The organism is Colwellia sp. 75C3, assembly GCF_002836255.1.
Lineage (GTDB): Bacteria > Pseudomonadota > Gammaproteobacteria > Enterobacterales > Alteromonadaceae > Colwellia.
This window is the reverse complement of the sequence record NZ_PJAU01000033.1, coordinates 575,270-594,042: the sequence shown is the minus strand read 5'-3', so window position 1 is coordinate 594,042 and position 18,773 is coordinate 575,270. Positions and strand designations below refer to the sequence as shown.

Annotated in this window: 11 protein-coding genes and 1 riboswitch; of the genes, 3 read left to right on the top strand and 8 right to left on the bottom strand. The window is 37.3% G+C overall.

What is annotated here, in order from left to right:
• Position 1: 1 nt before the first annotated feature.
• The 3 genes from CXF85_RS06960 to CXF85_RS06950 all read right to left on the bottom strand — a co-directional run bounded on the left by CXF85_RS06960 (position 2) and on the right by CXF85_RS06950 (position 7,773).
• Complete coding sequence (locus CXF85_RS06960) at positions 2-2,950, bottom strand: ATP-binding protein (RefSeq protein ID WP_101227783.1); 2,949 nt, start codon at positions 2,948-2,950, stop codon at positions 2-4.
• A gap of 315 nt (positions 2,951-3,265) precedes the next feature.
• Positions 3,266-6,553 carry an efflux RND transporter permease subunit gene (locus tag CXF85_RS06955; RefSeq protein ID WP_101227782.1) on the bottom strand — a complete coding sequence of 1,096 codons (3,288 nt, stop codon included), beginning with the start codon at positions 6,551-6,553 and terminating at the stop codon, positions 3,266-3,268.
• Between the two features lie 2 nt (positions 6,554-6,555).
• On the bottom strand, positions 6,556-7,773 hold the full coding sequence (locus CXF85_RS06950) for an efflux RND transporter periplasmic adaptor subunit (protein WP_101227781.1): 1,218 nt from the start codon (positions 7,771-7,773) through the stop codon (positions 6,556-6,558).
• 422 nt (positions 7,774-8,195) lie between these two features.
• Here CXF85_RS06950 and CXF85_RS06945 point away from each other — a divergent pair, with 422 nt between their 5' ends.
• Positions 8,196-9,050 carry a CvfB family protein gene (locus CXF85_RS06945; protein ID WP_101227780.1) on the top strand — a complete coding sequence of 285 codons (855 nt, stop codon included), beginning with the start codon at positions 8,196-8,198 and terminating at the stop codon, positions 9,048-9,050.
• A 29-nt stretch (positions 9,051-9,079) separates the two neighbouring features.
• Entirely contained in the window at positions 9,080-10,198 is a 1,119-nt protein-coding gene (locus CXF85_RS06940; RefSeq protein WP_101227779.1) for an ABC transporter substrate-binding protein, read from the top strand.
• Between the two features lie 188 nt (positions 10,199-10,386).
• On the opposite strand, the gene CXF85_RS06935 is transcribed toward CXF85_RS06940, so the two are convergent.
• Positions 10,387-12,891, bottom strand: a complete 2,505-nt coding sequence (locus tag CXF85_RS06935) for a TonB-dependent receptor (protein WP_101227778.1) — start codon at positions 12,889-12,891, stop codon at positions 10,387-10,389.
• A 151-nt stretch (positions 12,892-13,042) separates the two neighbouring features.
• Positions 13,043-13,303, bottom strand: a complete 261-nt coding sequence (locus CXF85_RS06930) for a hypothetical protein (RefSeq protein WP_232771106.1) — start codon at positions 13,301-13,303, stop codon at positions 13,043-13,045.
• A 277-nt stretch (positions 13,304-13,580) separates the two neighbouring features.
• On the opposite strand from CXF85_RS06930, the gene traF reads away from it, so the two are divergent.
• A complete protein-coding gene (traF, locus tag CXF85_RS06925; protein WP_101227776.1) occupies positions 13,581-14,846 on the top strand; it encodes a conjugal transfer protein TraF in 1,266 nt (421 codons plus the stop codon).
• A 103-nt stretch (positions 14,847-14,949) separates the two neighbouring features.
• Here traF and CXF85_RS06920 read toward each other — a convergent pair whose 3' ends face one another.
• The 3 genes from CXF85_RS06920 to CXF85_RS06910 form a co-directional block, all read right to left on the bottom strand.
• Entirely contained in the window at positions 14,950-16,080 is a 1,131-nt protein-coding gene (locus CXF85_RS06920) for a succinylglutamate desuccinylase/aspartoacylase family protein (RefSeq protein WP_101227775.1), read from the bottom strand.
• Between the two features lie 13 nt (positions 16,081-16,093).
• Entirely contained in the window at positions 16,094-17,341 is a 1,248-nt protein-coding gene (locus CXF85_RS06915) for a PLP-dependent decarboxylase (RefSeq protein WP_101227774.1), read from the bottom strand.
• Positions 17,342-17,524: 183 nt separating this feature from the next.
• Positions 17,525-18,274 (bottom strand): 2,3,4,5-tetrahydropyridine-2,6-dicarboxylate N-succinyltransferase, encoded by a 750-nt coding sequence (locus CXF85_RS06910; protein ID WP_101227773.1) that lies wholly within the window; start codon positions 18,272-18,274, stop codon positions 17,525-17,527.
• 171 nt (positions 18,275-18,445) lie between these two features.
• Positions 18,446-18,679, bottom strand: a riboswitch (Lysine riboswitch).
• Between the last annotated feature and the right edge of the window lie 94 nt (positions 18,680-18,773).

Here is an 18,773-nt window from a genome sequence, read left to right as displayed (position 1 = left end):
ATTACTGTTGCTCAATTAAATTAATTTCGTCAACTAAACAATGAATCAACTCGCTAATGATTGAATGGTTTGGATTTTCTGCCGTTGATTCTCTCTTAATTATAGTCTCTAGCGCTTGTGCTGCCTGATTAAGTTCAACAAAGCCAAACATTTGTGCGGCCCCTGATAAACGATGTGCAAGAGAAGAAATATTCTTTATATCATCATTATTACTATAGAGAACAAGGTCTCGTTTATCCTTACTAAGGTTGGCTCTAAATTCAGCAACTAAATCACTTAAGTCAACTTGAGCAAGACATTGCTCCGCTTTATCAACAACTTCATCTGTGCTTAAAGTCTGTAAATCGACCGTATTTAATGAGTTATAAAAAGAACGTTCATGGTTCTCAGTCGTAAAATATTTCGCAATGGCGGCAATAAAATTCTTTCGTTCAATAGGTTTTTTTAAATGCCCAGTAAAACCTAACCCCAGATATTGGCTAACTTCATGAGACATAGCATTGGCCGTTAAAGCATAAATCGGTTGATTACAGCCTAAAGCACGTAACGCTTTAAAAGCTTCAACACCATCCATTTCAGGCATTTGAATATCTAGCAGTACCAAATTAGGTTGATGTTCAACGCAGAGTTTGACCGCTTCCTTACCGTTACGAGCAACAATAACTTCCAAGCCTAAATTCGTCAATAAGCGGGCAATCAAGCGTCGGTTATCATCATGATCTTCTGCCAAAAGTATTTTTCCGCTAAAGAATATATCACTACTATCGAGTTGCGAGGAATCAGGTAGCGCTTGTACATTATCATCAATATTATGCTGGCAAGGTAACGTTAAACAAAAACGACTGCCTTTACCTAATTCACTGGTTACCGCAATATTACCAGACATTAGTTTCGCGAGTTGATTAGATAAAGTCAAACCAAGGCCTGAACCGCCAAAACGTCTACTGATGCTATTATCTGCTTGAGTGAATATTTCAAAGACTTGTGCTAAATGCTCTTTACTCAAACCAATACCCGTATCAGTTATAGTAAAAACGAGTTGTTCATTTTGCCAATTAATATTCAGTGTTACCAGGCCATTTTCAGTGAATTTTATCGCGTTGGCACATAGGTTAAGTAAAATTTGCTTTAAGCGTAAACAATCAATTTTAATAATAAAGGGTAAAGATAATTGATGTTCTATAGTAAAAATTAGACCTTTCTGCTGAGCTTGAGCGCTAAAGGTATGGGATAAATCTTGAATCAATTCACCTAAATCCAAAGGCTGTATTTCTAACTCAAACTTATTAGCTTCAATACGGCTTAAATCCAAAATATCATTAATGAGTTCAAGTAAATGCAAGCTATTGCCGTGGATTACTTCAATATCTTCTTTTACTTTATGTTTATCAATATCGTCATGAATAATAGCTTCTGCATGACCAACAATAGCGGTGAGTGGTGTACGAATTTCATGACTCATATTTGCCAGGAATTGGCTTTTAACTTTGTCAGCTTTTTCTAATTCTTTGGTTAAATTTTCAAGTTCACGAGTACGTTGTTTAACACGTAACTCTAACTCTTGGGTTAAGCGCTGTTCGAGGTAACGACGGTAAATAAAGAAGGCTATAACTAAAATAAGAATCACGGATATAATGATAAGTGTTTGTTGTTGCTTTATTTTAGCTGAATGTAATATCTGCAGTGTTCGTCGTTGTTCTAAGTCGACTATTTTCTGACTAAGTTGCTCCGATTCAAATTCCGCTAACTTATCATTAAGGGTATTATTAGACGTTAGTTGGTAACTTTTCTCATATTGTTGTTGTTCCGTAAGTGCTTTAATAAACTGTCTATTACTCGCACTAATCAAAGCAGAAATGGCAAAGTTTTCAGTCAATAGTGTTTGATAATCAATTTTTTTACCAACAGCAATCGACCGCTCAATATATTGTTCTGCTTGCGTTAAATCACCCGAATAAAAAAAAGCTTTCGCTAAACTTTGTAAACTCCCCGCATAGGCTTTTTGGTGACCAACTTCCTCACTGATAATTAATGCTTTTTGACCATAAAACATAGCTTGCTCAACATCAAACATATCATTATGTATTTCAGACATATTATGCAGTTGTGACGCTATATCATGCTTATAATCGTGTTCTTGAAAATATTGCAATGCTGCTAATATATTTTCTTTTGCCAACTTGAACTGTCCTGAATGTTTATAAGCAATACCTAAGTCTGCTCTAGCCGAAGCAACGCCATAATCATCGTTAAGCTGCTGCCGTTTTTCTATGATCACCTTCAGCATAACGATGGCTATATCAAAACGCCTTAAGCTAATATGCAAAGCGGCAATATTATACCTCACATCAATTTTGTCGGCTTCATCACCATAACGGGCATATAAAGGTTCAACAAGTTGATAATTTATCAAGGCTAAATCGGGTTGTCCTAATGAGGTATAAACGAGTGCAATATTATTTAATAAATTTGCCCGTTCTATGGAGAAATGATTAATATCATCAGCTTGGTTACTCTTATAATAAACTAATGAGTCTTGATAAGCCTTCAGTGCTAATTTTAATTCACCTTGATAATAATACAGTATGCCAAGCACCTTATTCGCTTGTGCTGTTAAGAGGTGTGCATTGGCTAGTTCCGCAGTATCTTTCGCCTGTTTAATCGCATCAATACCTTGATTGTATTGATGAAGAACAAAAAAAGCTTTTCCTTGCTGAAGGAATATTTCAGCTTGATCAGCCCCTTCAAATGTATTTGATTTAATTAATTTAGATAAGGCTGTTAGTGCTTGTTTTTTATCTTCTTGCTGGGTTATTTTGCTTAATTTTTTTTGTAATTGACTATCCAGTGCCCAAGCTTTATCGACGACCGCTAGATTACCCATGGTTAATAAACAAAAGAGCAGTATTATTTGTTTCAGTCTTGCCATCATCAGGTAATTAAAGCTCAAATTTTACTATCATGGGATACTGTATTTTATCAACAGTAATAAAGGACATTATTTATAGCATTAATTACTATTAAAAACATCATATCAATATATAGCATGTCACCTAAGAATATAGGGTTCAATTGGAGTTGAAAACGCCTTTTGGCAATACATTGATTGAAGAGAATAGTTACTCTATTGTCAAAACCAGTAACTAAACAGAACGATAAATCCTCTGAAAAACAATAAAAAAGGCAATGTTAAATAACATTGCCTTTTTATTTTTCTAACTCTAAGCTTGAACCTAAAGTTCGCTCAGAGGTGTTACGTCATTGATTAACTTGAAGACAGCTCTTTAGCTGCAATCATGTCCGAACCATTTTGTTTCTTTTTCTTACGTGAAAACACTCTTTTAATATCTTCAATAATCATATACAAACTTGGAATCAATACCAAGGTGACGACCGTAGCAAATAAGACACCGAAAGACAGTGATACAGCCATTGGAATTACGATCAAGGCTTGCATACTCGTTTCAAAGAAGACAATAGGTACTAGGCCAACAAAGGTGGTGATTGACGTGAGCATAATGGCGCGAAAACGTTTAGTACCCGCATGCATAACTGCATCTTTCAAGGCTTCACCACGCTTTCTGGCACTGTTAACATAATCCACCATCACCAAAGAGTCATTCACTACCACCCCGGCTGCAGCGAGAATACCAAATACTGAGAACATATTTAAATCCATTCCTAAGATTAAATGTCCCAATACTGAGCCAATAACGCCAAATGGAATGACGATCATAATCATCACAGCTTGAGAGTATGACTTCAATGGTATTGCCAATAACGAAAAGATAACCATTAAGGAGATCATAAAGTTACGTAGTTGTTCACCCGCACTTTCCATTTCTTCTTGGATACGTCCCGATACTTCACTTTTAACTAATGGATATTTACGTAATAACTGTGGTACAAAGTTATCGCGGATATCTTTAGTTACTTCAAAAGGTTCTACTTGTTCGGCATCAACACTCGCCCAGACATTAATAGTACGGTTACCATTTTCACGGCGAATACGAGTAACACCTTCAGTCAGGATAATTTCAGCCAATTCTGATAAAGGTAATTCTGCGCCATTAGGTGCTTTAATCATCACATCATCAACGTGACCAACAGAACTACGTTCATTTTGTGGATAACGCACCATCACTTTAACTTCTTCACTATCACGAAGAATGCGCTGTGCTTCTAAACCATAAAAGCTATAGCCAACTTGTGAGGCGATCTCTGCCAAGGTAAGTCCCATTGAGTAAGCCAAAGGTTTTAGCTCAAGCTGCACCTCTTTCGCACTTGTTTGACGAGAGTCATTCACATCACCAACACCTTTAAGGGTATTAAGTTTTGCTTTTAGTTCTCTTGATGCCAGGATAAGTTGTTCTTCATTTTGGCTTTCTAACCTAAAAGCAATATCACCATCATCACGACCACCACCAAATAAGTTATCGCTAATGGTTAACGACTTAACGCCAGGATAGCTAGGTATTGCATTCCGCCATTTATCAGCCAAAGCAAAAGTATCCATAACACGTAATTCAGGGTCTACCAGTTTAACCATAATTTGACCACGGGTGCGGCTGCGTAAATCAACCTGCATATCAGAGATCATAGATTGACCCTGCTCAGTTTCAATTTCGTTATCAATTTTATTAATAACGGCTTGGATATTTAATAGTGTACTTAAGGTTGCTTTTTCAGAGGCATCAACATTCATTTCAACCGTGATGCGAGGAAAATCATGCGGAATTTTAGGTTGTCCAACATAACGGACTAAACCACCGCCAAATAACCCGGCACTGATGAGCATAATGCTGATAAAAAACATTAATACCGCATAACGATATTTTAAAAACACAGCTAAACTTGGGCGGTATTTATTTTCAATAAAGCTCTGCAGATTTTTATCAATAGCTGATCGAAGCTTGTCTACTACTTGAATGATTCTATCTAAAGGATATTGAAGAAACCAAAAATAACCATACTCTTTCAATTTCTTGAGCTTTATTTTCTTATCTTTAGGTTTCATATTAACCAAATGCGCAGGTAAGATAAGCTTTGATTCTATTAAAGAGAAAATCAAACAAAAAATAACGACAAAACCGATAGATTTACCAAAAGCGGACTCAGGACCATCACCAATAACAAACGGAATAAATACTGCTATAGTGGTTAATACACCGAAAGTAGCAGGCATAGCAACGCGCTTAACACCACGAATAACATTGTCAGTAGAATGGCCATATTGCTCAATTTCTTCATGAGCACTTTCACCCATAACAATGGCATCATCAACGACTATACCGAGTACTAAAATAAAGGCGAATAGACTTGTGATGTTAATAGTGACATTAACAAATTCCATTGGCATTACCAGTAGTGTTCCTAAGAAACACACGGGTAAGCCCATCATTACCCAAAAGGCTAAACGTACACGTAAAAATAATGCCAGCATAATAAAGACTAAAACAGCACCACTTTTCATGTTGTCCATCATCATGGTTAAACGACCTTCAAGGTAATAAGTCATATCAACCCAAGTCTCTAACTTAACCCCTTGAGGTAATGTTGCTGACTTATCATCAACAAACTTATTCACAACGGCTGCTACATCAGTAATACTTTGATTGTCTGCTGCACCAATAAAAATAGTGACCGAGTTTTCACCGTTATATTTTGAGTATTGCAAACCTTCTTCAAAACCATCAATGACGGTCGCTAAATCGCCTAGCAGTACCTTAGTGCCATCTTCAAGGGTAACGACTGGAATTTGTTCAAATTCATGACCTCGATAAGATTGGTTCTCCACACGTAAGTTGATATAACCATTTTCTGCTCGAATTTGCCCTGCAGACATATTACGAGAGTTACCACGTACCGCATTAGCAACATCTCTAAAGTTTAAATTATATTCCCGTAATTTATCTTTACTGACTTCAATCGATATTTCATAACTTAAGCCACTAAATAAATCAGAAATATTGACGAAGGGTAACTGTTGAATCTCATCATGAATTTTACGGCCGAGTTCTTTTAGTTCACCGTTAGTTAAATCACCATATAGGCTGATATACATGACTTCTTGACGAAACTTTTCTCGTTCAACTTTAATACGCTCCATACCTTCAGGAAAGCTAGAGATAGAATCTATCGCTGATTTTACTTCTTCAAGTACTAATTGCGGGTCATAATCTAAGTCAACTTCAAACCAACCATTAGAATAATTACGATTAGAGTAAGTAATCACTCGCTTAAGGCCTTGCACGGTTTCAAGTGCTTCCTCAATTTTTATGGTGATGCCTTCTTCCACTTCCTGTGGTGCAGCCCCCGGATATGGCGCAGCAAATGAAATCCAATTAATTTGTACCTGCGGGAACATTTGTTTGTTAATGGTATTTATGGTTAAAAAGCCACCCACTAAAATAAATATCATTAATAAATTAGCTGCAACACTGTTACGTGCAAACCAGGCAATTAAACCGGTATTAGTATCAATATCATCATGAGGCCTGTTTAGGTTCTCATTGTCATTTTTCTCATTGGTTATACTGTCATGAGAGCTCATTACTATTCTCCTGACTCTTTATTATTCGCCATTTGCGTTTCGCTTTGCTCGGACTCAACTTCTTTTTCTTCAAGCTGAGTTTCATCCCCTAACAACGCTAATTTCATACCGTTCACCGGATAGTCTAAGGCTGAAACAATAAGACGATCGCCGTGTGCCAAGCCATTAGCTACAATAACATCGCTACCCTGCTGTCGAACGATATCAATAGCAACGTAATGCAATTTTGAGTCGTGGTCTAAAATAGCTACTTTGCCATTAATCACTAAATGTCGAGGTACTGAAGTTGCTTGCGCAAGTTTATGACCAACAATTTTAGCGTTAACATAACTGCCAAATCGTAACGGTGAGACTGCCAGCTTAGTTTTACTTTTTAGCTGATAAGGGTCTTTGAGCTCAGCGACTAAATAGCCCATACGGCTTTTGTTATCGATAACGCCTTCACTACGTTTAATAGTCGCGTTCCACTGCGTTTCTTTACCTGCATAAATACCCACAAGGTTAACTTTGGCATTTACACCTTGATTAGCTAAAAATTCAAGTTGATTATCAGCGACAGGTAAACGTACTTCGGCTGTATCAGTGGCCAATACATGGCCAATTTTACTACCAACACCAACAAAAGATCCTAAACCAATATTTCGACTGTCTATCATGGCATCATAAGGAGCTCTAATTTCAGTACGCTCTAAGTTACGTTCTGCACGTAATACTGAAGCTTGTGCTGCTTTAACACGGGCAAGTTCCTGTGCAAGTTGTGGTTTACGTAAACTTAGTTCTGTTGGAGAGGTATCTGTTATTTGTTTCCATTCACTTTCTGCAACTTTACCCTGAGCGACTTCCTTTTCAAGTCCTGCTCTGGCTGTAGCCATTGAAGCTTGTGCATCAATTAAGGCAGCTTGATAATCGTTAGGATCAATACGAGCTAACAATTGATCCTTTTTAACAAAACCGCCTCGAAGAAAGGTATCACTCAATTCAACAATTTCGCCATTAACTTGGGCAATCAACTCAGTTTCATATTTAGGTGTAACCATGCCATAAGAGTTCACCTCTAATGTCATCGGTGCAACTGAAATTTCGCTTACAGCAACGATTGGTGTGTTATCTACCTTAGCTTTCTCTTCAGGTGGTTTTTTCATACTAGAAAAAACAGCCATGCCAGCAATGCCTGCAGCTAAGATAACGATTGGTATGATGAATTGTTTTTTAGTGGCCACTTTTAATCCCTTATTTATTTAAAAGTTTTATATTTTTTATTTGCTTTAATGCTTTATTGCTCGCAAATTTATCTTTATTTTAATAGCGCTAGAATAACCAATTACTCATTACAAGTATTAACAAAGATGTAACTCGTTATTACAAGTTGCGCGCCATGTTGATACCTCTCAAACAAAAAACCATATTACCCCTTATTTTTCAATGAGGTAGCGATTAACTGTAATTCAAGTGAACTTTATAATTAATTTTAATCAAATGAAATTATTTTTACATTAGTCTATTTAACCAATTCCATAGCTATATATTCATTCGTATTGTCAAATTCGCCATTTATGTCCAAGCCGATAGCCAATATTGAAATCGTTGGGTATACAAGATTGAATGCGTTATAATAGGGGATACTTTATTTACGGCACTTCCCATGACAGACTCACACATACCCACTCAAGCTACCCTTGGTAAATTCAATCTGCTCACCATTGTTGCCTTGCTGGACAAAGGCGCATACCTTGATGGTGGGGATTTAGGTGAAATATTATTACCTAAGCGCGACCTGCCGGAGGCCTGTAAAGTAGGTGAACAAATTAAGGCATTCCTTTACCTCGATTCTGCTGAAAGGCTTATAGCGACAACAACGACACCTTTAGCCCAAGTCGGTGAGTTTGTCTCTTTGAAAGTTGTCCAAGTGAATAAAATTGGCGCGTTCCTTGATTGGGGATTACCTAAAGATTTATTAGTACCTTTCAATCAACAGCATTCAGAAATGGAAGTAGGTAAGTATTATCTCGTTAGAGTTTTTCTTGATCAGCTGACTAATCGTATTGCCGCCTCAAGTAAAATAGATAAATTTCTTGATATCTGGCCGGCAGAATACCAACAAGGCGATAAGGTAAATTTAATTATTGGTGGTAAAACTGATTTAGGTTTCAAAGCTATTGTTAATGACCTGCATTGGGGCTTACTTTACGATAATGAAATTTTCCAACATCTGAGAGTTGGCAAAAAAATACCCGGCTATATTAAACAAGTTCGTGAAGATGGTCGTTTAGATCTTCTTTTAACCCGTGGTAGTAAAAATAAGGTCAATGATTTTTCTGAAAAGTTATTAACCCATATTGCCGACAGGGGTGGTATAACACCATTAAATGATAAAAGTGCACCTGAACTGATTCAAAGAACTTTAGGCGTAAGTAAGAAAACGTTTAAAGCGACGGTAGGAAATTTACTAAAGAACGGTAAAATCGCCATCGTCAAAGAAGGTATAAAATTACTGTAAAACTATAAAGAGTTTTAATTTTGAAAAATATGTTTTTACTGCTAGTTATCATCACTAGCAGTATTTTTTCTACCAAAATATTTGCTATTGATGTCACTTACATTAGCCAAACGCAAAAGATAACACCTTATTGGTATAATGCTTATGCTGTTGCAGAAGCCGCAGCAAAAGATCTAGGTATTAACTTGACCATTATTGAAGGTCAAGGCCACCGTATTTTCCAAGCTGAAGTGATTGAAAAATTAGCGTTAGCTTTAAAAAAGCCAGATTTGCTGATATTTCATGCCTATAAGCAAAATGCTCACGAATACTTTACTACGTTAGAGCAAGCAAAAATCCCCTTTGTTACCTATTCCGATTTCTCAAACACCGATCATTTGCCTCCTCATAAAAAATTAGGGCAGCCCCTAGGTAAATATAAATATTGGCTATCCGAACAATTTGTTGAAAATTCACAAGGTGCAGCTTTACTTGTTAAGAACTTAATTAAACAAGCAAGAATAATTAAAATCCCCTCAAATACAAAGTTAAAAGTTCTCGCCTTAAGTGGTGATTTGATATTGGAATCTCTGAAGCGAAGTAGCGGTGTTGCAGCGCAAGTAGAAGAGACAGACAATGCTATCTTAGTTCAAGATATAATTGCCAATTGGTCAGCAGAAGATGCAAAAATAAAATTTAAATCTCTCTATACCAGACATAAGGGCATTGACGTTGTCTGGGCTAGTTCAGATGTAATGGCAATAGGCGCTTTAGATGGCGCGATTGAGTTAGGCTTGCAACCAAATAAAGATATTTTTATTGGCGGTTTTGATTGGAATGCTGAAGCAATAAACAAAATTAAAGAGAATCAACTGAGTGCTTCGGCTGGAGGACAGTTTTATAATATTGCTTGGCTGCTAGTTCAGGTCTATGATCACTTGAATAATCAGGCCCCTTTCACAGCTCAAAGCCCAAGAATCAATGATAAATATGCAATTATTGAGCAAGAGAACCTAGTACTTTGGGAGCCGCTTACCAATATAAATATATTGAACAATATTAATTTCTACTGTTTTACTAAAACATTTACCCGGCAGCAGAGTTATGACTTCTCTATGTCCACGCTTCTCAAACAGTCAAAGACCTCTACTAAGAAAATCTGCCAATAACTGACTTGGTGAGTACATCTAGCTGTTAATCAATACATAGCAGAGGCATTATCAACTAAATTTTAATACTAAGGGCTATAACAGTGTTACAGCCCTTAACCACTCCTATTACAAATATAGTCGATTGCTTTCTACCTATTGGTGATATCAAGCTAGCTACATTTATTAAAAACTATCTACATACAGGATTAAAAACTACCACGGATACCAACACTAAAGTTGCGTCCCGGTAATGGAGCCACTTCTTTTAAAAATGATGAATGTACACGGGCATGTTCATTTGTTAGGTTTTGCCCTTTTAAATACAAGGTTAAATCATCACCAACACCAGCAACATAATAATTAAAGTTAGCATCAATCATAGTGTAGCTATCGGTATTAGTTTCTAGTTCCGATATATCATCTTGCTCAAAATAATGGCTTACACTTAATTCACTATCAAATGTATCTGCTTGGTAGTTCATGATAGCGCCAATTCGCATAGGAGGGATGCGTGGTAAGTTATCGTTTTCATCTGCATTCACTAACCGCGCTCGAATATAATCAGCAATTAAACTTGTCTTGAAAGCTGATGATACTTGATAGAAAAACTCAGCTTCAGTACCGTACATCTCAACATCATCCTGTTGGTATACTAAAATTGGTAAGCCTGATTCACCTTCATGCTCATCCTCATGACCATGATCTTCCACAAAAACCAAACCGGTATCTTGTTGATAATAGTAATCATCAATACGATTATAAAAAGCGCTAACGACATAACCAAAATCACCGTTGAATTTTCGGAAAGTTATATCAAAATTAAGGGATGTTTCAACACTAGGCGCTTGTTCAGCTAACTCGACATGAATTTCATCACCTTCTTGATGTACATCGAACATAGCACCAACTTCAAAAGTATTTGTACCTATGTGCGGACCGAATGAAAACAACTCTCCTGAAGACGCTGCTCGTTGAGACAATGCCATTGAAATCCCTAAGTTATAGCCTGATTGGTAATCCCAGACTAACCCCGCAGAAGCACTAATTGGCGTAAATGACTGTTGATCAAATGAGACTAATGTTTCATGGTGCTCATTATGTGAAGGCTCTGTCGATAATTCATCATGATGAGGGTCTTCAAAGCCAATCAAGCTATCATCGGCCTCTATATTAACTTGCTCTACCCTAGCGCCTAATTGCAATAACACGGGTCCAAAATGTTTCTCTTCTAACCAGGCAATAGCAAGCATTTCCGATTTAGAGGGTGGTGAGAAAGCTTCTTCACCTAAGGCTTTAAAGTCTGATGCTTTGTAATGAACTGTCCATGCACCTTGCCATCCATAAGTATCCTGGTGGAATAAGTCAATACGTGCTTCAGTACTTTTATTTGTAAATGTTGTACCGACTAAACCTGACTCAATCTCTTGATGCTGATAGTCACTATAGGCAAATTTTGTTGCGATCTTGCTGATAAATTGTTGCTCAATATTATACTCGCCAAGCACCTGCCATCTATCTTGCTGCATTTTTGCGAAAACACCGGCATGTTCATCATCTTCAGTCGCTAAATGTAGTGGATCTTCGTCGATATGTTCTTCTTCATGACTATGCCCTGGAATACCGTATTCTCTGTTCATAAAACCATAAGAGAAACCTATAAAGCCATCTTCAAATAAATAACTTGAACCCAATGTTGCGCCACTAGCAGTACTAGCACTATTATCTAAACGAGTGTCACCATGAGTTTCGTGATCTTCATCCTCTTCATGGAGGTGGTCTTCGTGCTCTTCTTCATGAATGTCTGCCTCTCCGGCAAGCTTGTAGTCTTTTGAGTCACGCCAAAAGCCATCTAAATGAAAAGCGATATTATCGGTACCCGTTTGGATATTAATGGAGGCCTGCTGTTCATTAGAAACATCGTTATATTGTAACAAGTAATCAACTTCATCATCACTACTCGTTGGCACGCGATTATCAACCACATTAACTACACCTCCAATAGCGCCACTACCATAAAAAAGCGTTGCTGGACCACGTAACACCTCTATTTGCGTTGCAGTGCTAGTTTCGGTAGCAACAACATGATCTGGACCTACACGAGAAGCATCGCCCACATCTAATCCATTTTGTGTAATCAGTACTCTAGGGCCGTCCAAGCCTCTAATTATGGGGGTGCTAGCAACAGGGCCATAATAACTAGAGTGAACGCCCACTTCATTTTTCAAGGTTTCCCCCAAAGTCGACGCTTGTTTCATTTTCAATTCATCTTCACTGAGCACATTAATAGGTAATGCTGATTCAATTGAAGAAGTATGCAAAGGCGTGCTATGCACATCAATCACTTCCATTACAGATCTAGACAAGACAACATTCAAGTCAGTAACATCTTCTCTAACAACAACTTGTTGATTGCTATGACCATAGCTCTTAGCACTGATATGAAGTTCAAAAAACCCTTCTTTAACATTTGTAAAACTAAATACCCCCTGAGAATTCGTCCGAACTTTCTGTAAGTCCAGTCCTAATTCGACTATGGCATTATTAATAGGCTGACCTTGTTTATTTAATACAAGACCTGATATCTGCTGGGCTAAAACGTTTTGGCTAAAACATAATAGGGTGCCGAATGTAGAGAGTACCGTGGCATTTACTATTTTTTTGAACGGTGATTTTACTTGAACATTGATACTCTTATGAGTCACAAAAGACATAAACTGGTTTCCGATAATTTTTTGAAAGATGCAGATCACTTTGCAAATTTATAGTCGCAGAGTGGCAGCTAAGGGAAGCATTACTTGATAAAATAAGTACTTCACTATAAAAATATTACTAGCTAAGTACTTAGCTAGTAATTATAAAAAATTACAGAAACATTGGTGGTGCTCTTAGCGGAGGATATACATAAGTAGCTGAAATAAATACTGCATTAATAATATCAACTTTGCTTATATTAACTATACCTGCAGAGGCTGGATATAACGCTAAAGCTCTAGGCGGTGAGTCAATACCTTGTTGACATAAATGACAATCATGCAATTCAAAATTTGAAATGCCATCCAGTTCAACTTGTGCATAATGTTCACTATGGACAAACAAAGTCGCACAAAAAAGCAACAGCGTCAAAAAACTCTGTCGAATGTGTCGCTTATTAATGTGTAGTTGAGAGAATGCAAAGTTCATGTTTGTGATAATATAACATACAGCAGTTTATTTCAATCTTAGTGCTTATACTTAGTGAAAAATCCTCCTCCCCTCACAAAATACATCAAGATGTAGCTATATATGTAAATATTTACTAAACATCTAACGAAACAATTTCACTACGCTATACTTTTACAATTAACCAATAAGCTATTGCTTTGAATAGCTATTGCTCTCTCTTTAACACAAGGAAATCTTTATGGGCCCCTATAAAAAATCTCCGTTAAATAAAATCAGCATACAGACACTTAAACAGGCATTATTATTACTACCCATAATGGTTGTAGCATTACCAAGCTATAGCGAAAGTTTTACCGCTAAACGTGCTGGACAAGGCTTTACCGGCTTAACGCTAGACTTTACTTCATCATTAAGTAACCCAGCTTTGCTCACCAAGTTTGATAACGACGATGACATCTTCTTTTCTTTAAACGTAGCCATCATGGCATCTGATAAATACAATGTTATTGATACCGCTGAAGATATTAGTAACAACCTCGATACATTAGCCGACGACATTAACGCCATTCCATCTCAAAACTTTCAGTCTCCAGATCAAATAAACACCTATTATGATGATTTAGATCAGCAAGTTGATAATATTATTTCTGACCTTAAAAGAATTGATAAAAAAGTAGTGAAAGTACGCAATGGTTTGAACTTACAAATACTTATTCCTAATAAATATTTAAGCTTTGGCCTCTTCACCAGTCAATATGGCCGTATTGGTGGAGTAATGGATTACAACAAAGATGATGAAAAAATATTAGATGACGCCATTTTATCCGGTGATTTAGACTTAAATGATCTCGAATCAGCAACGACAGCTGTCGGATACTCAATTGCTGAAGCTGGGTTTATCGCCGCTTATCCTGCCGTTAAACACGCTAATTATGATATAAGTGTTGGGGCAAAAATAAAATATCAACGCATTGATCTTTATTATAATAGTGTAAAAATCAACGAGTTTGAGGACGATGACTTTGAGCTTACCGATGATGCAAATACCACAGCGAAAAGCGGTAGTAATGTTGATTTAGGCTTATATATAAACTGGGGCGATGAGCGTCAATGGCATGCAGCTTTAGTAACAAATAACCTAATGAAGCAAACAGTACATCATGTTGAGCAAGATATTACTTTTACTTTAGAAAACAGTACAAGTCTTGGCTTAAGCTATCAAAACAGTTGGGTTAGCCTAGCAACAGAAATAGATCTTACTGATAGAGAACAATTTGCTTCTTTAGCGTCTTCAAAATATGCCGGCTTTGGCGCCGAATTTAGTTTTTATGAGCATATTCAATTTCGTTTAGGTTATCGTACTGACTTAAATGATATTGACGACGACATTTATACTGCTGGTATAGGTATTTCGCCTTGGGATGTTTTCCAAGTGGATATTGCCGCCTTTTCTGGTGATAGCGATACCATTGGTGCGGCATTGCAACTCAGTTTAAAAATATAACAACTTATGTAAATAATAGTGAAAAATAATAAAAAAGCAGCTATTGATACTATTCAGCAGCTGCTTTTTAAGGACTTGTCACAATGTTAAGTACTAGTAAACATTAAAGCTCAAAGTAATTACAAAAAACTTTATACAACTCAGTTCCTTGATTAACACTAGCAGAAGCAAAGTGTAAAATAGGGATGACTTGCTGCTCAAGTGACACATAATGTAAGGCTTCACCATCACCATAATTATCCATACGAAGAATCCGTGCTAGCGGCTCGCCTGCAGCTAAAGGCTTTCCGAACTCAGCAAGATAATCGACCATGCCGCCCATAGGTGAATATAAGGCTTTATAATCTTTTAGATAACACGCATATCGGGTCATTTTTTGTGGCTGATACTGCTTATTATCAATAACACCCTGATACTCTAAATAAGATAAAATACCGAGTGCATCTTGCTTGGCTACATCTAAGTCGATTTGCTCTTGAGAGCCAAGCTCAACAGTAAAACTTTCCTTCTTAAAGGCTCCCTTCCCCATAGTAAAGTTTCTTCCTGATGCTTGATAGGCTTGTTGTAAACTCCACCATGGACAAAAAGTGGCTTCATCCATTGCGCCATCAAAGTCATTTTGAATCAAAATGGTATGTTCAATATCGAAATATTCAGCGCTCGCCTGTGCATATTCAGGGCAATAGAGGTGCTTACTTGAAATAGGGCCTGTATGTAAGTCTAAAACGATATCTGCTTGATGGGCAAGTTGTTGTAACTGATAAGCGATACGTTGCCCCGTAGTTATGCCCCAGATATTGTGTTCTAATTTCTTCTCTATTTCAGCAAGTAAAAGTTGCTGAAATTTAGCTTTTATTTCTTCTTCACTGGCATCTAGATATTGTTGAACAAAAGGTTCCACAATACTTGGATCAAAGTGATACATTCGGTTCCAGTTTACACCTGTAATGGGATCAAAACGACCTAAGGTATACTCACCATTTTTATGATTACACGCAACAGGGTTAGCATAAGGTACTAGGGTAATATTCGCTTGTATATCGCAATGTTGTAGTAGCTCAAGCAACTGGAAAATAACGGCATTGCCTTGAACTTCAGCGCCATGCATATTGGCCTGAATATAAACATTGGGAGCAGAGCTATTTTCAGATTGAAATGCATAAACAGGAACGGTTAGCTTAGCACCACTTGCCATTTCGCCAACAGACATAACCTCTTTGGTAAATTTATTCATTTTAATTCCTCAACTAAGCCAAATAAGACGAAGCAGGCTGAGCTGCTCTAACTTGGATTAAACTGCCATTTTGATATACATATTCAGCAGCTAATTCATGACATAAGAAAAACGGCATGCTTTCAGTAAAACCATAAGCGCCACAATAGCCAAACACTAACTGCTCACCGACAGCAATGTCTTCTGGTAACGGTAAGTGCCCCAATTTATCCATGCTAGTGCATAAAGGACCATGAATATCAAAAGCTTGCATAGTGGATTTTTCAGCTGAAAAACCTTCACGTAATATTTGAACAGGAAAAGGCTGGTCGGTGATTGCTGGACGTAATAAATGATTTATACCCGCCGCTAATACAAGTTGCTCTTGATCATAATTCATTTTTCTATCAATCACAGGTACGACATAATAACCGCACTCTGCAACAGCAAAACGTCCTAACTCCAACCATAACTCTTTGACACCCGACTTTTCTTTGATAACAGCCAAGTCTTTGATAACTTGAGACCAAGACAACTTCTGCCCTTCATTTAGATAATCAATACCTAAACCACCACCCAAATCGAGCACATCCAAAGTCATACCAATGCTGTTAGCTAAATCAGTTAAAGGCGTTATCATTTGAGACCATAATGAAAACATTTTTTCATTACTCAACATATTCCCCCATTGGAAAATATGTAATCCACATAAATCTAAAGCTGGATAACTATCAACATGGATATTCTGCCACTCAGATACTGATAGGCCAAAGGGTGTTAAACTATTGCCACCCAATGGGTTTTTCTCGCCTTCATGCCATTGTAATTGCACTCTAAGTAGCACTTTAAGCTTTTCGTCATTACCTAATGCTTCAGCTTGCTCGAGCACTACTTCATTTAGCCAATTAAGTTGATTTAGACTTTCAACTACAAAAGTACGAACACCTTTTTTGACAAATGCAGCGAGCTGTTTTTTTGATTTAGCAGGTCCGGTATTTAATACTCGACTAGGGTCTATGCCTTGCGCTAAAACTTGAGTTAACTCACCGGTACTGGCGACATCAAAGTTAAAACCTTCACTATCAAGCGTTTGAATAACTTTTGATAAAGGATTAGCTTTAACGGCAAACCATAATTTAATCACGTCTTGCTGCTGTAAAACGGCTAAGTGTGCTTTAAGTGCATCGAGTTGATAAACATAATAACCTTGCTCGTCTTCTGGTGACTCATGGGAAATTAAGGCGTGTTCAATACTGGTGTCAAACCAAGTGGATTTAGGCATCATACTTTTCTTTATATTTGTCTTTATAGTTTTCTTTTAAATTTCAGAACTCAATCAAGTGAGTATATTAATTATTCAACTTTAAGTTGTATGTTTCAAACTAAAGGAAAAAGCACGGAGTTGATGACTATCAATGAGTACTTTTGACACATAGATTGGACCATACAACGACAAGATGATTAATTAACGTAAAATTGATTCTAACTCTAGAGATGCATCGCTTTTTTCATCACGATATTTAACGATAAGCGCACAGGCCATACTTAAACCTTGCTCTTCTGCCCATTCACCTTTAACAGGTCGGGTACCAGGAACAACAACAGCACGTTCTGGAATTTCAGCACCTTTTTCTCGCATGACTTGATTAACACAATCATAAACAGGCACTGACTTAGAAAGAGAGACACCCGGTGCTAATACCGCACCTTTTTTAACAACAATGCCTTCAACCACAACAACACCAGCACTTAAAAAGGCACCGTCTTCAATAATCACTGGGCTAGCACCAATCGGCTCTAATACTCCACCAATTTGAACCGCCGCTGAAACGTGGACATTTTTACCTACTTGCGCACACGAGCCAATTAAAGCGTGGCTATCAACCATAGTACCGGTATCAACAAAGGCACCTACATTGATGTAAGCTGGTGGCATAATGATAACGCCTTCGGCAACGTAAGCGCCGGCACGGACCGATGAGCCGCCAGGAACTAAACGAACACCGTCTTGTGGTGTAAATTGACGAGCAGGTAAGTTGTGCTTATCAACAAAACCCTGATAATTATCGTTAAAAGCAACGTTTTCACCCGCTTTAAAAGCAGCTAAAATACCTTGTTTCACTTCAATATTGGCATGCCAGTTACCGGCATCATCTTGATTTGCCGCTCGTAAAGTACCTGATTCTAACTGTGCTAATACATCTTGCCAATCCATTTATTACTCCGCTTATCTGATAAAAAGTCTATAAAAAATAATGAGTATCCGTGTTATTAAAGACATGGGTAAGCATGCTTGATTAATAAAACTAGATACATTGTGCGGAGTACTGGGCGTTGACAAAGAAGAGCATAACATCAGCAAGGCTGGTATTTTGGCTAATATGCAAAGACCAGAAGCTCCCCACTTAAACAACTATATAGTTGTTATTCAAAGTGACAGTTGTTGGGATTCAGCCCACTACTTTATAAAGGTATAAAGTACACAACCGATAAATAGCTTATCAAATAGCTATTTATCTCGGCGTTAATCCCCCTCATTACTATCTACAGAGTTTGATCTCTGCTTTTGAATTGCTCAAAACAATAGTAATTACCTGGTTAACGCTCCTCTTCTGGCCCTATTAAAATTTAATGGTTAATCAACCATTAAATTGGAATTAGGGACAACTGCTATTTAAGCATTTTTTTTACTTGGGTACAATTAACTTACCGTA